The organism is Rickettsia aeschlimannii (assembly GCF_047973405.1).
GTDB classification, from domain to species: domain Bacteria; phylum Pseudomonadota; class Alphaproteobacteria; order Rickettsiales; family Rickettsiaceae; genus Rickettsia; species Rickettsia rickettsii.
The window spans coordinates 30094-47177 of the sequence record NZ_JBFQGO010000007.1 but is presented as its reverse complement, the minus strand read 5'-3'; the positions used below and the strand labels follow the sequence as shown (position 1 = coordinate 47177).

Sequence of the window (17084 nt, the reverse complement as noted above, 5' to 3'; positions counted from 1 at the left end):
TTAAAGAATGTTAGAATTACCTATTATATCTATCAGTATTTTTCTGCCGCTAATAAGCGTGCTATATATTTTGCTGTTTATTAGTCAAAGTAAAAAAGCAGATAAACCGATATATGTAATGTATGTTGCAGTACTTAGTTCTGTTTTAACATTCATCTCCACTATCTATATTTTAATAGAGTTTGACTCCTCAAACCACGCTTATCAATTTGTTGAACGCTACGCTTGGCTTGATAAGATCGGGCTTGAATTCCATGTAGGCGTTGACGGTATATCAATATTTTTTGTGGTTCTAACTTCTTTTCTTACTCTTATTTGTATAATTGGAAGCTTATTTACCGTTAAAAAATATATTAAAGAATATTTGGTATGTTTTTTATTAATGGAATCTTTTTGTATAGGGGCATTTACCTCGGTAAATTTACTATTGTTTTATCTGTTTTTTGAAGCAATATTAGTGCCGATGTATATTATTATCGGCGTATGGGGTGGCGAGAATAGAATATATGCGGCTCTTAAGTTCTTCTTATATACGTTTTTTGGTTCTGTATTTTTCCTACTTTCATTAATTTATATTTATAGCAAAATGCATAGCTTTGATTTAACCTATATCTTTCAGCTTACCGATAATATTCCATTATTTGCTCAGCAAATTTTATGGTGGGCTATCTTTATTGCTTTTGCCGTTAAAATCCCTATGATTCCTTTTCATACTTGGCTACCCGATGCACACGTACAAGCTCCAACCAGCGGCTCGGTTATTCTTGCCGGTATTTTGCTAAAACTCGGCGGTTACGGTTTTTTAAGAGTATTACTACCTCTATGTCCGAGTGTATCACAAGAATTTGCAATTTACGTAATTTACCTTAGCGTTATTGCTATAATATATGCATCACTCATTGCTCTTGCTCAAAAAGATATGAAGAAGATGATAGCATATTCATCTATTGCACATATGGGATATGTTACAATAGGTATTTTTAGCTTTACTGAAGCCGGAGTTAGCGGAGCAATATTTCAGATGCTTAGCCACGGCATAATTTCTTCATGTCTATTCTTAATAGTCGGTACTTTGTACGAAAGATTGCATACAAAAGAAATAGCTAAATATGGTGGTGTAGCAAGTAAAATGCCGGTGCTTGCCGCATTTTTTATGATTGCAATGCTCGGCTCTGTCGGGTTACCCGGAACTAGTGGATTTATTGGAGAATTTTTAAGCCTGCTTGGGATTTATAAGGTGAATGTAGTAGCAACCTTTATAGCAGCTCTCGGCATAATCTTCGGGGCGGTTTATATGCTGAAATTATACAAAGAAGTAATGCTCGGTGAAATTACCAATAAAGAAATTATGTATTTCAGAGATTTATATAAATACGAAATAATCTCAATAGCTCCTTTAATATTATTAATTATTTACTTTGGTCTAATGCCGAGTTCTATTTTAAATGTATTTAGCTTATCGGTGGAAAATTTGCTGGTAAAATTTTAATTGCTTACAAAAAATATAAATGCTACTCTAATTATAGAACTTAAAAGTGAGATTTATATGAAAAATAGCAAAAGAAGCTAAAAAATAAACCATGAATTAGACAACGCAACTAAAAAACTAGGTCAAAAAGCTAATAAGGTAACAGGCATAGATATAAGTCATGTGGTAAATCCTGATGCATCAGATCATAAAGAAGCTTTAAGAGATGCTCGTGAGAAACTTGGGATTGGTCATAATAATCAATAAGATAATACAGAATTAACTGGGAGCACACCAGAAGGGCATCATGAAAATTAAATTTATTAAAAAGCAACAGATGTCATACCGTGGCTTGACCACGGTATCATAAAAGCAATTCAAAATACTAATAATTTTACTAGATATTGTGGTTAAGCGACGGTATAACAAGAACATGCTATCACTTTATCAATTACAATTTAAAAACTTATTTGATCTAAATATTACTTTTCTTCCTTCTTCTATCACATATATAAAAGGAACTAACGGTTGTGGGAAAAGCTCGTTGCTACGAATGATAGCAGGAATTATGCAACCGAGTAGCGGTAATATCTACTATAGAAACTGTAATATTAACAATATCGCTAAACTTTACTGCACTTATATCGGTCATAATTTAGGTCTAAAATCAGAAATGACTGTTTTTGAGAATCTAAAATTTTGGTCGGAAATTTATAATTCCGCTGAAACCCTATATGCTGCTATTCATTACTTCAAATTACACGACTTATTAGATGAAAAATGCTATAGTTTGTCTAGCGGAATGCAGAAAATCGTAGCCATAGCAAGGCTTATTGCTTGCCAATCTGACTTATGGCTACTTGATGAAGTTGAAACTAACTTAAGCAAAGAAAATAGGGATTTACTAAATAATCTAATTGTCATGAAAGCAAATAGCGGCGGTATTGTTCTGCTATCCTCCCATCTAGAAAGCTCTATAAAATCTGCACAGATATTACAGCTTGATTAATTATTATTGTTTTGCGTATTTTTATAAATCTCCCAATGTACAATAAAAAATATAAGGCTAACTATAATCTAAATTGAACAATTAATTATTATACTTACAGCATGTGTTTTAGTAACTTCTATATATTCATTCTTATAACTAGTTCTCTTGTCTTCTAGCTTTTTTGTAGGCAACCCTTTTAATTGTTCATATAAATTCTTATCATATGATTTTAGCTTTAAATATTGCTCATTAGTACTATATTTATGAGTTCCTCTTATTCCGGGTAGGAATAATGTAATGAATGCATTAAATGTAATAGAGAGCGTTATCAATAAAACTATAGTAGTAACAAAACAAACTACCATACTATAAATCTGTTTTATAAACTTTTTTTAATTTAACTTTTGTGAAATGAACCTATTAACAGAATCACAATAGCATAATATACGTATATATTCCGAATAAACGAAGAGTAATTAAACGAGTATATTACCTATACTTGTAATCTTTGTGTAGTTTACTAGCGAGTGCCTGTTCCCATCTATCACCATTTTGCAGTAATCTTTCTTTATCGTAAATAAGTGCGGTATGAGTTAGACTTGCAAACTCAAAATTAGGACCTTCAACTATTGCATCTACAGGGCAAGCTGCCTGACATAATCCGCAATAAATGCATTTTGTCATATCTATATCATAACGAGTAGTACGCCTGCTGCCATCTTCTCGTTCGTCCGCTTCAATTATTATCGCTTGTGCCGGACAAATCGCCTCACAGAGTTTGCACGCAATGCAGCGTTCTTCACCGTTTTCATAGCGACGCAGGGCATGTTCACCCTTAAATCTTGGACTAACAGGGCTTTTTTCATAAGGATAATTTATGGTAACTTTGGGCTTAAAGAAATACTTTAAAGTCAAAGCCATCCCCCTTACTATCTCATATAGAAAAAACGATTTTAAATAGTTTATCATAAAAATTATATATTAAAGATCGATGTATTTCTGCGGGGCATTGCCCGCATAGATACACGGATACCAAGTCGTCATTGCGAGCAGCCGTAGGCTGCGTGGCAATCTCGTCAAATATCCTGAGATTGCTTCGTCAATTACTTCGTAATTTCCCCGCAATGACGGGTAAACAACCGATCAAACAACAATGACAATAACACCTAAATACTCGGTAAATTATCTGTATAAACAAGCACGCTTGATACTAACACTACCCAAAATAAAGTTAGAGGTAAAAATACCTTCCAGCCAAGTCGCATTAATTGATCATAGCGATATCTTGGTAAGGTCGCTCTAATCCATAAAAAACAAAACAATAAGAATCCGACCTTAAATACAAACCAAAAGAACCCCGGAATACAATCTAACCACGATATATTAAAGGGCGGCAAGTAACCTCCTAAAAAGAAAGTCGTAGTCATTGCACTAACTAATATCATATTAGCATATTCACCTAGAAAAAATAAAGCAAATCCCATAGAGGAATATTCAACATTATAGCCAGCGACTAACTCCGATTCTGCTTCAGGTAAATCAAAAGGTAATCTATTTGTTTCGGCAAGCACCGAGATAAAAAACACGACACCCATAGGTAGTAGCATTAAATCAATCCACCACGGCATTGTTCTTTGTGCTTCAATGATCTCACTTAAATTAAGAGTACCGGTAGTAAGTAGCACGGTAATAATAACCAGCCCCATCGACACTTCATAAGAAATCATTTGGGCAGAGGAACGTATAGCTCCTAAAAAAGCATATTTTGAGTTACTAGCCCAGCCGGCAATAATAATGCCGTAAACACTTAAAGAGGAAATAGCAAGAATATATAAAACACCTACATTAATATCTGCCAGAACTACGCCCTTTGCAAATGGTATAACTGCCCAACCGATTAAACTTAATATAAAAGTTATCATCGGTGCTAAAATAAATAATATTTTATCGGAATTGGTTGGAATGATCGGCTCTTTGAATAAGAGCTTAACCGCATCAGCAATAGGCTGAAGTAATCCAAACGGACCGACAACGTTAGGTCCTCGTCGAAGCTGCATTAATCCAATAACACGACGCTCTGCATATGTTAAATACGCAACGCACAATATTAAAGGGATAGTAATTGCAACTACCTTTAGAGCGATGATAATTAACGGAAAAATATATTCAAAAAAGAGTTCTAGCATGATTGTACTCTTATTATGTCATTCCTGCAAAAGTGGGAATCCAGAAAATAATTTACAAAAAAAGAGCTGGATTCCCACTTTTGCAGGAATGACATACGAGTTGAGAATAGCATATTTTTCATCATGCCACCTCCTCGTCTCTTGCTTCCTTAGCCTCAACGCACTTAGCCATAGTGACCGAATTTTTACTAATCACGTCAGTCATATAATAATTAATAGGTTCTGCAGTTATAGGCTCTTTTGATAACTTATCTTTAAAGCTAAACTTACTAAATTTATTTTCTATAATTCTATCAATACTAGCAAATACCTTATATTCTTTAGCAAGCCTTACTCTTACTTCTTGCAAATTATCCATTCCAATATCTATTTTTAGATAACCGGCAAGCTCTTTAATAATTTCTATATCTTCTTTAGCTACCCCTACAGGCGATACTGCTTTCTCTGCTATTTGCGGTCTACCTTCTAAATTTACGTAAATTCCGCTCTGCTCGGTATAAGCAGCCGCAGGTAAAATTACGTCAGCACTGCTAGCACCTGCGTCCCCGTGATGTCCTTGATATATTATAAAAGTCAATTTCAGCTTATCAAATGGGACGGCGTCCGCTCCAAGTAAATAAGCGAGTTCTAACTCTTCGAGCTTAATAGGAGTATTAAAACCAATATCAAGACCGCCAACTATAGAAGCATGATTATGCAATATATTAAAGCCTTTCCAATCATCACGCATAATATTATATTCAGTCACTATCTTATGAATAAGCGACAATATAGCATATCCGTCATCTCTTGCATATACACCGTCACCTACTATAATCATCAGATATTTTGCTGCTTTTAAAGCTTTCGTAAACTCATGAGTACCAATGGCTAGCTCCTCAATAATCTTAATATCACTTCCTAAATCGTGAATTTTATAGGTTTGGTTATGCCCTCCACCTATTCTTGCTACTTTTAGTGAGTCGGCACGTACTCGCATACCTATTCTACTATTTAATACTGGAGCTATTTGCCTTGGATTTGCTCCGATTAGCAAACATAAATCAGCCTTTTCTATCTCTGCAATAGTAGTATTAAATAAATAATTGCCTCGCTGCGTGGTATCTAGTTTATAGTCAAACTGATTAACGCTGTAATTATTAGAGCCAAGCTTTTGCAATAATGTTTTTAACATAAACATTGCTTCGACAGAAGAGAGAGAACCAGCAATAGCAGCAATCTTTTCTGGTTTTACGGATTTTATTTTATCCACTACTGTCTTTAAAGCTTCACTCCAGCTAGCTTCTACTAACTTACCGTTTTTTCTGATATAAGGACGATCCAAGCGCTGATATTTTAAACCGTCATAACTAAAACGATTCTTATCCGAAAGCCACTCTTCATTTATTTCTTCATTAACACGAGGTAATATCCTCATTACCTCATCGCCTCTACTATCAATACGAATATTAGAGCCTTCGGCATCATGCACTCCAATGCTAGCGGTATGTTTTAGCTCCCATTTACGAGCTTTAAAAGCATAAGGCTTAGAGTTCAAAGCACCGACTGGACAAATATCGATCATATTACCAGAAATTTCGGAATCTAAAGTTTGCTCTAAATATGAAGTTACTTCCATGTGTTCTCCACGGTGAATAGCTCCCATTTCCTCTATTCCCGCTATATCGCTCACAAATCTAATACATCTTGTGCATTGTATGCATCTAGTCATCGCTGTTTTAATCAGCGGTCCCATATATTTATCTTTAATAGATCTCTTATTTTCGTGGAATCTATTAGTACCTTTGCCGTATCTGAAAGCCTGATCCTGTAAATCACACTCTCCGCCCTGATCACAAATAGGACAATCTAAAGGATGGTTAATCAGTAAAAACTCCATCACCCCTTCACGTGCTTTTTTTACCATAGGCGTATCGGTATGAATAACCATACCGTTACTTACCGGCATAGCACAAGAAGCTATAGGCTTTGGTGATTTTTCTATTTCAACCAAGCACATACGGCAATTACCAGCGATTTTTAGACGCTCATGATAACAAAAATGAGGGATTTCTTTTCCTGCTTGTATACAGGCTTGATAAACGGTGCTACCTTCTGATACTTCTATTTCAGAGCCGTCTACGTTCAGCTTTATCATTTTTATTTTATCCAATAAGTCATAGGGTTTGGGTATGCTTTGTCTTCTATCATATATTTAAAACCGATGGCAACACGAAGTATATACCAAACAGCGAGTATAAGGTATAGTACTACTCCAATCATGATAAACGTAAATATAAAACATACAATCCACCCAAGAACCCCAAGGCAAAAAGTACGAAATAAAAACATGTAATGACTAATTGCAAAGTTATCGCCTTTATCTTTGTTAAGATATGCAAAAAATACCCCGATTAACGGCAATATTGGAGCTACTATCCCGCATAAATATAATATATATACCACAATTAAATTTTTCTTACCGCTCTCGGTATATTCTTTAAGATGCTTGTCCATATTTTTACCTCTTTATGTCGTCCCCGTGTAGCGTTGTTGCATGGCTATCTGAGTTGTCATTGAGCCGTAGGCTACGTGGCAATCTCATGAAATAAAACAAACTCCCAAGATTGCGTACGTACAATTGCTACGCAATTTCCTCGTAATAACGATACCAGCAAACTACCCCTTCAAACTCTCTACCACAAAATGCATAATACTACCGTGCTTTATATAATTTATCTCATTATCCGTAAATATTTGCAATATTAAATCGATTGTTCTTATTTCACCGGTTTGTTTTTTTATTACGCATTTAACAGGATTATAAGAGCTTATATTCTCGCTTAAGCCTGTAATGTCAATAGTTTCTGAACCGTCTAACTTTAAATCTAATCTTGTATTATTGCCGGTAAAAGTTAGCGGTAAAATACCCATACCTACTAAATTTGAGCGATGTATTCGCTCAAAGCTCTCGGCAATCACTGCCTTTACACCAAGCAACCCAGGTCCTTTTGCTGCCCAGTCTCTAGATGAGCCGCTGCCATATTCTTTACCTGCAAAAATCACTACCGGTACATCATGAGCTTTGTAGTCCATAGCTGCATCGTAGATAGTTTGCTGCGTGCCACTTAACTGGTTTATGGTAAACCCGCCTTCTACACCTTTACACATCTCATTTTTTATACGAATATTAGCAAATGTGCCACGCATCATTACTTCATGATTTCCTCTACGTGATCCGTAAGAGTTGAAGTCTAGAGGCTCTATATGATGGTCCGTTAAATATTTAGCAGCAGGGCTGGTTTTACTAATACTACCTGCCGGCGAAATATGATCGGTAGTAATAGAATCACCGAGAATTGCTAGAATTTTTGCAGATTTTATATCTTGTATATTATTCTTGCTGACTATATCCTCAAAATAAGGCGGATTATTAATATAGGTACTATTCTTATTCCAGTTATAAGTAGAACTATTAGTAACCTGTAAATCTTTCCACTCTTTCGTTCCGCTAAATATATCAGAATATTTTTCTATAAACATAGAGGAATTAATGGAATTTGCAATAACTTCATCTATCTCTTCTTTGCTTGGCCAAATATCTTTTAAATAAATATTTTCTCCTATGGGCATATTTGTTAGATCTATATTAAGAGTGCCGCTAAGTGCATATGCTACGACTAAAATAGGCGAGCCGAGATAGCTTGCTTTAGTAAGCGGATTAATTCGCCCTTCAAAATTCCTATTACCAGATAAAACAGAAGCAACAACTAGCCCGTTTTTGTTAATAGTTTCCTCTATTTCCGGATTTAGAGGTCCGGAATTACCGATGCAAGTAGTGCAGCCGTAACCTACTAGATTAAACCCTAATTCATCTAAATATTTATTAAGACCGCTAAGCTTCAAATATTCCGTTACGACTTTTGAACCAGGAGCAAGAGAAGTTTTAACCCAAGGTTTTACCTTTAACCCGTGTTCTAGTGCTTTTTTAGCAAGAAGTGCTGCACCAATCATAACCGAAGGATTAGAAGTATTAGTACAGCTAGTAATTGCTGCAATTACTACATTGCCGTTACCGATTTCGTAATTCTGATTTGCTACGGCATATTTTTTATCAATGTCTTTACTTTCTAAAGCAAAATTCGGTAATTCATATTTAAAATTACTTGCTACATCGTTTAAGTTTACTCGATCTTGCGGACGTTTTGGACCGGCAAGTGAACTATGTACCGTAGATAAATCTAGCTCTAAAACCTCGGTATATTCTGCCGCATGTTCAAAATCATACCAAAGATTCTGCTCGGTTGCATATTTCTCTACTAATCTGATTTGCGTTTTTTCTCTACCTGTTAGCTCTAGATATTTTATAGTTTCTTGATCAATCGGGAAAAAGCCGCAAGTAGCACCGTATTCAGGCGACATATTAGAAATAGTAGCACGATCGGAAATCGTTAGGTTTTTAAGCCCCTCACCGAAAAACTCGACAAATCTACCTACTACTTTCTTTTTCCGCAACATCTCGGTAACGGTTAAAACTAAATCGGTTGCGGTAGCTATGCCTATTAATTTTCCTGTTAGTTTTACCCCAATTACCTCCGGCAGGATCATAGTAAGAGGTTGACCTAGCATGGCAGCTTCTGCCTCTATTCCGCCGACTCCCCAACCAAGGACCGATAAACCGTTTACCATAGTTGTATGGCTATCCGTTCCAACTAAACTATCAGGACAAAGGGTACCGTCTTTATGCCACACGACTTTTGCTAAATATTCTAAATTTACCTGATGACAAATACCCGTACCCGGCGGCACTACTTTAAAATTATTAAATGCTTGCTGCCCCCATTTAAGAAATGCATAACGCTCTATATTACGTTTCATTTCCATTTGAACATTTTTGTCGAATGAATCCTTAGCTGCATAAGAATCAACGCTTACGGAATGGTCTATTACCAAATCAACAGGAATAAGCGGGTTAATTTTTAACGGATCGCCTCCTATTTTCTTCATCGCATCACGCATAGCCGCCAAATCTACAATAGCAGGCACACCGGTAAAGTCCTGCATCAAAACTCTTGCCGGCATAAAATCTATTTCCGCATCAGATTTTTTAGTTTTTAACCATTCTTTAAATACAAGTAAGCTTTGCTTTGAACCATTAGAACGTAATACATTCTCAAATAATACTCTTAAACTATATGGAAGCTTTTTTAAGGGAAGGTCGATATCGCTTGCCGCTTTATTTATATCGTAAATTTTGTATGAAGTATTATCGACTGATAACTCTTGTATATATTCTGAATTATGTACTTTTGACATTTGTTTCTCACTTGATTATGTGGAATGAACATCGTCATTGCGAGCAGCCAGCCGTAGACTGCGTGACAATCTCAGGAAGTTTGACAAGATTGCCGAGTCGCTTCTCGCTCCTCGGCAATGACGGAAAAAAGCCTTGCAATGACATTAAAATAATCTTATCCCAAAACGTAGATTTTTCAAACAAATTAATGTTGATCTGATAAAGGTTTTTGAAGATCGAGAAGCTTAGTTGCTATTTCCGCTTCACTTAAATTCGTAACGTTAATAGCCGTTTCCGTAGCTATATTAATATAATTTGCCATTACTTTGGTTACACCACCGGAAATAAGATAAGTGTTTTCGGATTTATGCATATCATCTATATAAACCTGCACTAAACCGACTTTTAAACTAACAATCATCGGAACGTGACTCGGCAGCACTCCAAACATACCCTCCTCAGCCGGCATTGTTACCATTTTAGCTTGCTTTTCAAATGCAATACTTAAAGGAGTAATTATTTTAACTAGAATTGTTGCGTTCATAGAATAATATAGTAAAATTACTATGTCATCCCCGCGTAGGCAGGAATGCTTTTAGTGTGTTTATAATTTTTAGTGACTGGATTACCACCTACGCGGGAATGACATCAACGTCACTTCAACGTCTGCGCCTTCTCTATAGCCTCGTCTATAGTTCCGACCATATAAAAAGCAGCTTCCGGTAAATCATCGTATTTACCCTCTACAAGTCCTTTAAAGCCTGCGATAGTATCGGCTAGATTAACAAATTTGCCTTCAGCTCCGGTAAATACTTCAGCGACATGGAAAGGCTGCGATAAGAAACGTTGTATTTTTCTAGCACGTGCCACGGTTAGTTTATCTTCTTCGGATAGCTCATCCATACCTAAAATAGCGATAATATCCTGCAACGATTTATAAGTTTGTAAAACCTGCTGCACTTGTCTTGCTACACTATAATGTTCTTCACCGACAATCATCGGATCAAGTACCTGCGAATTACTATCTAACGGGTCAACTGCCGGATAAACCCCAAGCTCAGCTATCTGACGGCTAAGTACCGTTGTAGCATCTAAATGTGCAAAAGAAGTAGCAGGAGCAGGATCAGTTAAATCATCCGCCGGTACATATATAGCCTGCACGGAAGTTATTGAGCCGTACTTAGTAGAGGTGATACGCTCTTGTAGTTCGCCCATATCGGTTGCAAGAGTAGGCTGATACCCTACCGCTGACGGAATCCTACCTAGTAAGGCCGATACTTCAGAACCTGCTTGAGTAAAACGGAAAATATTATCTACAAAAAACAAAATATCTTGCCCTTCATTCATATCTCTAAAACTCTCCGCAATGGTCAGACCGCTTAACGCAACTCTTGCCCTTGCACCAGGCGGCTCGTTCATTTGCCCATAAACTAAAGCTACTTTTGACTTTTCAGGCTCTGCAAGATTAATAACACCCGAGTCAATCATTTCATGGTAAAGATCATTACCTTCTCTAGTTCTCTCACCGACTCCTGCAAATACCGTATAACCGCCGTGTGCTTTAGCTACGTTATTAATAAGCTCCATTATAAGCACGGTTTTACCGACTCCTGCACCACCGAATAGTCCTATTTTACCGCCTTTAGTATAAGGAGCAAGTAAATCAATAACTTTAATACCGGTTACTAATATATTACGCTCGGTTGACTGATTGGTAAAATCAGGAGCAGGCTTATATATAGAAGAAATATTTGAGCTTTTAATGTCTCCTTTACCGTCAATCGGCTCACCTACAACATTCATAATACGCCCAAGCGTCTCAGTACCTACAGGAATACGAATAGGACTGCCTGTATCTATTACTTCTACACCCCGCACTAACCCTTCCGTAGAATCCATAGCAATACAACGTACCGTATCATCACCTATATGTTGTGCTACCTCCAGTACTATCCTTTGTTTATCGTTATAGCACTCTAGAGCATTTAAAATTTCCGGTAACTCACCGTTATTCGTAAATTTTACATCCACCACCGCTGAAATAACCTGAGTAATTTTTCCAATATTTTTTGTCATGATTTTTTCTTTTGTTAAAAAATATACTACAAATAAAATGAAGAGCAGATAGACGCAGTTTAATGTGGAAAAGAGCAAGGCGTTTCATATTTTTTGACCGCAGCCAGCGTACATACTAGTGTACGTGAGGATCAAAAAATATGAAACAACGACGCCAATTTTGCAAATTAAACGAGTATATCTAAACTGCTTCTGAACCGGCTATAATCTCTATTAATTCCGTAGTAATAATAGCCTGTCTTGATCTATTTAGCTTTAAAACTAACTTACTTATTAAATCATTAGCATTATTTGTTGCATTTTCCATAGCGGTCATTCTAGCTCCCTCCTCACTTGCTCTACTTTGTAGTAAAGCATAATTTATTTGGGAATTCACATATAAATTAATTAGATTAGAAATGAGATTCTCTCCCTCATATTCATAATTATAGTCAATTGATTTGGACTCGCCTACTATGTCATTCGTCGCTCTCCTATTATTTATAGGCTTCGCTCCTCGTTCCTTGTATCCGAATCCGACTAAATTAACTATAGGATTATCTATCATAGAATCATCCTGATATTTTGCTACCGGTAAAATCTGTTGTCTAGTCATAATTTGAGTCATTGCGTTCTTAAATTTATTAAAATATATAACACAATTACTAACTTCTAAATTTTCTACTGCCGACATAATTTTTTGTTTTACTTGTATCATCAAATTTTCATCATGAATTTTGGGTAACTCAAAATAACTATCAATATAATTTACATATTGCCTTTTTAGTGCTTCGTAACCTTTTTTTCCAATAATGATAAGTTTTATTTGTTCGCCTTTATTTTCTAAATCTTTAATATCATTCTTAACTTGCTTAATTATACTGTAATTAAACGTTCCGCATAAACCACGCTGTGATGTCATAACTATCAATAAATTTGCTTTATTCGGCACGGTATTAAAAAATTTCTGCTCTTCTATAGATAACTCATACATATCAATTGATAATATAGCAGACATCATTTTACTAATAGCCTCAATATAAAAATTTGAATTGGCTATTTGACTCTTTATTTTTGCCATTTTAGAAGCTGATACTAGTTGCATTGCTTTAGTAATCTTTTGTGTAGATTTAACGCTTTTAATTCTAGTTCTTAACTGCTTTAAATTTGACATATTTATTTAGTATTTTTATGTCATTGCGAGGAGCGAAGCTTTGTTGCAATCTCGTCAAATATCCTGAGATTGCCACGTTCCTTTCAGTCGCTCGCAATGACGATTTAGTATCCACACAAAAACAACATCATCTTATTTAACAAATTTCTTAACGAAGTTTTCTAAAAATGCTTTCAGTTTCTGCTCGGTTTCTTCAGTTATACGTTGCTCGTTTTTTATTGATTCCAAAATATCTTTTTTATTTAACCTTATCTCCGTAAGCATTTTATCTTCAAATTCTTTTACTTTCTGAATCGGGACATCATTTAAATATTTCTTAGTTCCGACATAAATACTTACTATTTGTTCTTCTACCGGGAAAGGATGATATTGAGCTTGTTTTAATATCTCAACTAATCTTTTACCGTGATCGATTTGTGCTTTAGTGGCAGGGTCTAAATCTGATCCAAATTGCGAGAAAGACTCAAGCTCTCTAAATTGAGCAAGCTCTAGCTTTACCGAACCTGCTACCTGCTTCATAGCCTTTATTTGTGCTGCAGAACCAACACGGCTTACCGAAATACCGACATTAACGGCAGGTCTTACACCTTTATAAAATAGCTCACTTTCTAAGAAAATTTGACCGTCGGTAATCGAAATAACATTTGTTGGGATATATGCGGATACGTCACCTGCCTGCGTTTCGATTATAGGAAGAGCAGTAAGTGAACCGCTGCCTTTTTCCTCTGACATTTTAGCAGCACGCTCAAGCAACCTTGAATGCAGGTAGAACACGTCGCCGGGATAGGCTTCTCGCCCGGGAGGTCTTCTAAGTAATAATGAGATTTGTCTATATGCAACGGCATGCTTACTTAAATCATCATAAATAATAAGTGCGTGCATACCGTTATCACGGAAATATTCGCCCATACTACAAGCAGAATAAGGGGCAATGAATTGAAGAGCTGCAGCTTCCGAAGCAGTAGCCGAAACAATGAGTGTATAGTCCATGGCTCCGGCATCTTCTAGTTTTTTTACTATTTGTGCAACACTTGATCTTTTCTGCCCAATAGCTACATAAATACAATAAATTTTATCACTTTCATTAGTAAGTGAATGAGCTTGTTTTTGATTAATAATAGTATCAACGGCTATAGCCGTTTTTCCAGTTTGCCTATCACCGATTATTAACTCTCTTTGTCCTCTACCTATTGGGATTAACGAATCTATAGACTTTATTCCGGTTTGTATGGGTTCGCTCACACTCGTTCTTTCTATTATCCCCGGAGCCTTCATCTCAATATGTCTGTACTCTTTACTTGCAATATCGCCTTTACCGTCAATAGGATTACCTAGAGCATCAACAACACGACCAAGCAAAGCTTTTCCTACCGGTACTTCTAAAACTTCTTTAGTTCTTTTGACATTATCACCTTGCTGTACTTGGTTATCATCCCCCATAATTACAGCACTGACACTATCGTTTCCCAAGTTTAAAACAAGGCCCTTAACACCGGATTTAAATTCTACTACTTCACCGGATTTTACATTAGCAAGACCGTAAATTTGGGCTATACCGTCACCGACGGTTATTACCTGCCCTACTTCCTCAAGCTCACTTAAGCAATTAATATTGGCTATTTCCTTTTGTAATATTTCAGCTACTTCAATAGGCTTTAGTTTCATGTGGTTTATGTCTCCTAACTTCCTCGCAATGACTATATAAATATCTATGCAGCAATATTAACTGTCTTTAAAGCTTTCGCTATTTTCTCTAAACTACCTTTTATTGAGTAATCTTGCAACATACTATCATATTTAATTACAATACCGCCAATAATAGTACTATCTATATCAAATAATATTTCTGTTTTTTGATTTAATTCTTTTTCTATACGAGATTTAATCCACTCCTGCTCTTTAGGTTGTAACTTATTTGCAGAAATAACCTGAACTATCTTTATATTTTTACTTTCATATAGTAAAGTATTATAAGCATCTACTATATTAGATAAAATAGCAGTACGAGAATTTTTTACCAATAACAATAAAAAATTTTGTACTATTGTGCTAATTTTGATATTTTTTGCTAACGAATTGACTGCGTTAATTTTGTCGTTCTTATTTACTATAGGAGAAAATAGGAATTCTCTAATATCAAAATTATCGGTAATTATACGGTTTATAGAAGTAATTTCTTCAAAGATCTTATCTTGTATATTATCAACCATAGCGTTATTAAATAATGCTACTGCATAATTCTCGATTAAATTACCTTTGTTCATTTTCTTAATTTATATCTCCGAAGTAAAATGAAATGTATATACGAAGATCAACTTCAACAAGAGCAAGGAGTCTATAAGGCGAGGAGCGGAGCGCATATTTAATACGTGAGCACCACAGCTCTTATAAGACGACGTAGCCAATTTTTGAAGTTGATCGAGTATTATATATGTATTGCCCTATCATAAGCAGAGAATACTGATTCATGCATCATTTCCGATAAAGTCGGATGCGGGAAGATAGTGTTAATTAAATCCAACTCCGTTCCTTCTAAATTTTTTGAAATCACATATCCTTGTATTAATTCTGTAACTTCCGAACCTATCATATGAGCTCCAAGCAACTCACCCGTCTTAGCATCAAATATAGTTTTAATTAAGCCATCGCTATCACCGCTTACTAAAGCCTTACCGTTAGCTATAAAAGGAAATCTGCCTATTTTAAGCTCATAACCTAAGGTTTTTGCTGCTTCTTCAGTCAAACCGACGCTTGCTATTTGCGGCGAAGAATAAGTGCAACCAGGAATATTATGTTTATTAATAGCATGTGGTTTTAAGCCCGCTATGCTTTCCGCTGCAATAATACCTTCATGGCTTGCTTTATGAGCTAAACAAGGCACTCCTGCTACATCGCCTATAGCATAAATTCCTGATGCCGCAGTTTGCATTAACCCGTTAGTAGTTATATAGCCGTTTTCTACTTTAATTTTTGTTTTCTCAAGACCCAAATTTTCCGTATTAGCTGTAATACCTACTGCCATAAGTAAAATTTCAGCTTGTAATTTTTGTGTTTTATCTGCTAACTCTAACTCAACTTCTATCTTATCTTTTGATTTTGTTTGCTTAATTAACTTAGCATTTGTAATAATTTTTATACCTTTCTTCTCAAAGTTCTTATGAGCGATTCCGGTAATTTCCGTATCTTCAGCAGGCAATATTCTATTATGTGCCTCAATTACGGTAACATCCACACCAATACTATTATAAAACGAAGCGAATTCTATACCGATTGCACCTGAGCCGACAATAATCATAGATTTCGGCACATACTGCGGTATCATAGCTTCTTTAGAAGTCCAAATTTGTTTACCGTCAGGCTTAAAGCCTTTTAAAACCCTAGATCTTGCTCCGGTAGCTATAATAATATTTCCTGCTTTTACTGTAGGTTTATCATTTATATTTATTACTTTATTTCCTGCAAGACTTGCTACTCCGTCTATCACGATAACTTTGTTTTTTTTCAGTAGTAACTTAACACCGCCTGCAAGCTTATTTGAAATCTCTCTTGAGCGTTCGACTATTTTCTTAATGTTGATTTCGGCACCTTTAGCATCAATTCCATAATCTTTAGCATGTTTTATATATTCAAAAACCTCAGCAGATTTAAGCAGGGATTTAGTCGGTATACACCCCCAATTAAGACATACCCCACCCAAATGCTCTTTTTCTATTAATACAACTTTTTTCTTTAATTGTGCTGCTCTAATTGCTGCAACATATCCACCTGGGCCACCGCCTATAACGGCTACATCATATTGTTCCATTTTATTTTTATTTTGTTAGTTTGTATGAGCATTAACGTCATTGCGAGGAGATGCACAGCATCGACGCAGCAATCTCAAGAATCATACACTATCTCCTGAGATTGCCACGCTCCTTTCAGTCGCTTGCAAT

At 35.8% G+C, this 17084-nt stretch carries 14 protein-coding genes; 2 read left to right on the top strand and 12 right to left on the bottom strand.

Annotated elements, in window-relative coordinates; all coding sequences use genetic code 11:
• The first annotated feature begins 7 nt into the window (after positions 1-7).
• Together AB4K15_RS06340 and ccmA are read left to right on the top strand one after the other, a co-directional pair.
• On the top strand, positions 8-1489 hold the full coding sequence (locus tag AB4K15_RS06340) for an NADH-quinone oxidoreductase subunit M (RefSeq protein ID WP_500225335.1): 1482 nt from the start codon (positions 8-10) through the stop codon (positions 1487-1489).
• A 412-nt stretch (positions 1490-1901) separates the two neighbouring features.
• Positions 1902-2477: a heme ABC exporter ATP-binding protein CcmA gene (ccmA, locus tag AB4K15_RS06335; protein WP_032073634.1), complete on the top strand. Its 576-nt coding sequence runs from the start codon at positions 1902-1904 to the stop codon at positions 2475-2477.
• 68 nt (positions 2478-2545) lie between these two features.
• Here the strand turns inward: ccmA and AB4K15_RS06330 are convergent, their stop codons facing one another.
• From AB4K15_RS06330 to lpdA, 12 genes are all read right to left on the bottom strand, one after another.
• Positions 2546-2824, bottom strand: a complete 279-nt coding sequence (locus tag AB4K15_RS06330) for a hypothetical protein (RefSeq protein ID WP_500225334.1) — start codon at positions 2822-2824, stop codon at positions 2546-2548.
• Between the two features lie 124 nt (positions 2825-2948).
• Complete coding sequence (gene nuoI / locus AB4K15_RS06325; RefSeq protein WP_500225331.1) at positions 2949-3428, bottom strand: NADH-quinone oxidoreductase subunit NuoI; 480 nt, start codon at positions 3426-3428, stop codon at positions 2949-2951.
• Between the two features lie 197 nt (positions 3429-3625).
• Positions 3626-4645 (bottom strand): NADH-quinone oxidoreductase subunit NuoH, encoded by a 1020-nt coding sequence (gene nuoH, locus AB4K15_RS06320; RefSeq protein ID WP_004997335.1) that lies wholly within the window; start codon positions 4643-4645, stop codon positions 3626-3628.
• 121 nt (positions 4646-4766) lie between these two features.
• Entirely contained in the window at positions 4767-6782 is a 2016-nt protein-coding gene (gene nuoG / locus AB4K15_RS06315) for an NADH-quinone oxidoreductase subunit NuoG (RefSeq protein ID WP_032073663.1), read from the bottom strand.
• 2 nt (positions 6783-6784) lie between these two features.
• Positions 6785-7141 carry a DUF4870 family protein gene (locus tag AB4K15_RS06310; RefSeq protein ID WP_032073636.1) on the bottom strand — a complete coding sequence of 119 codons (357 nt, stop codon included), beginning with the start codon at positions 7139-7141 and terminating at the stop codon, positions 6785-6787.
• Between the two features lie 162 nt (positions 7142-7303).
• Positions 7304-9940: an aconitate hydratase AcnA gene (acnA, locus tag AB4K15_RS06305; protein WP_500225326.1), complete on the bottom strand. Its 2637-nt coding sequence runs from the start codon at positions 9938-9940 to the stop codon at positions 7304-7306.
• A 185-nt stretch (positions 9941-10125) separates the two neighbouring features.
• Positions 10126-10464: a F0F1 ATP synthase subunit epsilon gene (locus AB4K15_RS06300; RefSeq protein ID WP_032073638.1), complete on the bottom strand. Its 339-nt coding sequence runs from the start codon at positions 10462-10464 to the stop codon at positions 10126-10128.
• A gap of 110 nt (positions 10465-10574) precedes the next feature.
• Entirely contained in the window at positions 10575-11996 is a 1422-nt protein-coding gene (gene atpD, locus AB4K15_RS06295) for a F0F1 ATP synthase subunit beta (RefSeq protein WP_032073639.1), read from the bottom strand.
• A 181-nt stretch (positions 11997-12177) separates the two neighbouring features.
• Positions 12178-13149, bottom strand: coding sequence for an ATP synthase F1 subunit gamma (gene atpG, locus AB4K15_RS06290; RefSeq protein ID WP_500225323.1), 972 nt, complete (start codon positions 13147-13149; stop codon positions 12178-12180).
• Positions 13150-13281: 132 nt separating this feature from the next.
• Positions 13282-14814: a F0F1 ATP synthase subunit alpha gene (gene atpA, locus AB4K15_RS06285; protein ID WP_032073641.1), complete on the bottom strand. Its 1533-nt coding sequence runs from the start codon at positions 14812-14814 to the stop codon at positions 13282-13284.
• Positions 14815-14858: 44 nt separating this feature from the next.
• A complete protein-coding gene (gene atpH / locus AB4K15_RS06280; protein ID WP_032073642.1) occupies positions 14859-15413 on the bottom strand; it encodes an ATP synthase F1 subunit delta in 555 nt (184 codons plus the stop codon).
• 161 nt (positions 15414-15574) lie between these two features.
• Entirely contained in the window at positions 15575-16954 is a 1380-nt protein-coding gene (gene lpdA, locus AB4K15_RS06275) for a dihydrolipoyl dehydrogenase (RefSeq protein ID WP_032073643.1), read from the bottom strand.
• Between the last annotated feature and the right edge of the window lie 130 nt (positions 16955-17084).

Excerpts from the sequence above, each read along its gene's own strand:
- atpH (WP_032073642.1), bottom strand. The coding sequence starts at position 15,413 with ATGAACAAAGGTAATTTAATCGAGAATTATGCAGTAGCATTATTTAAT.
- nuoI (WP_500225331.1), bottom strand. The coding sequence starts at position 3,428 with ATGATAAACTATTTAAAATCGTTTTTTCTATATGAGATAGTAAGGGGG.
- AB4K15_RS06330 (WP_500225334.1), bottom strand. The coding sequence starts at position 2,824 with ATGGTAGTTTGTTTTGTTACTACTATAGTTTTATTGATAACGCTCTCT.
- nuoG (WP_032073663.1), bottom strand. The coding sequence starts at position 6,782 with ATGATAAAGCTGAACGTAGACGGCTCTGAAATAGAAGTATCAGAAGGT.
- AB4K15_RS06310 (WP_032073636.1), bottom strand. The coding sequence starts at position 7,141 with ATGGACAAGCATCTTAAAGAATATACCGAGAGCGGTAAGAAAAATTTA.
- lpdA (WP_032073643.1), bottom strand. The coding sequence starts at position 16,954 with ATGGAACAATATGATGTAGCCGTTATAGGCGGTGGCCCAGGTGGATAT.
- ccmA (WP_032073634.1), top strand. The coding sequence starts at position 1,902 with ATGCTATCACTTTATCAATTACAATTTAAAAACTTATTTGATCTAAAT.
- atpG (WP_500225323.1), bottom strand. The coding sequence starts at position 13,149 with ATGTCAAATTTAAAGCAGTTAAGAACTAGAATTAAAAGCGTTAAATCT.
- AB4K15_RS06300 (WP_032073638.1), bottom strand. The coding sequence starts at position 10,464 with ATGAACGCAACAATTCTAGTTAAAATAATTACTCCTTTAAGTATTGCA.
- nuoH (WP_004997335.1), bottom strand. The coding sequence starts at position 4,645 with ATGCTAGAACTCTTTTTTGAATATATTTTTCCGTTAATTATCATCGCT.
- atpD (WP_032073639.1), bottom strand. The coding sequence starts at position 11,996 with ATGACAAAAAATATTGGAAAAATTACTCAGGTTATTTCAGCGGTGGTG.
- acnA (WP_500225326.1), bottom strand. The coding sequence starts at position 9,940 with ATGTCAAAAGTACATAATTCAGAATATATACAAGAGTTATCAGTCGAT.
- AB4K15_RS06340 (WP_500225335.1), top strand. The coding sequence starts at position 8 with ATGTTAGAATTACCTATTATATCTATCAGTATTTTTCTGCCGCTAATA.
- atpA (WP_032073641.1), bottom strand. The coding sequence starts at position 14,814 with ATGAAACTAAAGCCTATTGAAGTAGCTGAAATATTACAAAAGGAAATA.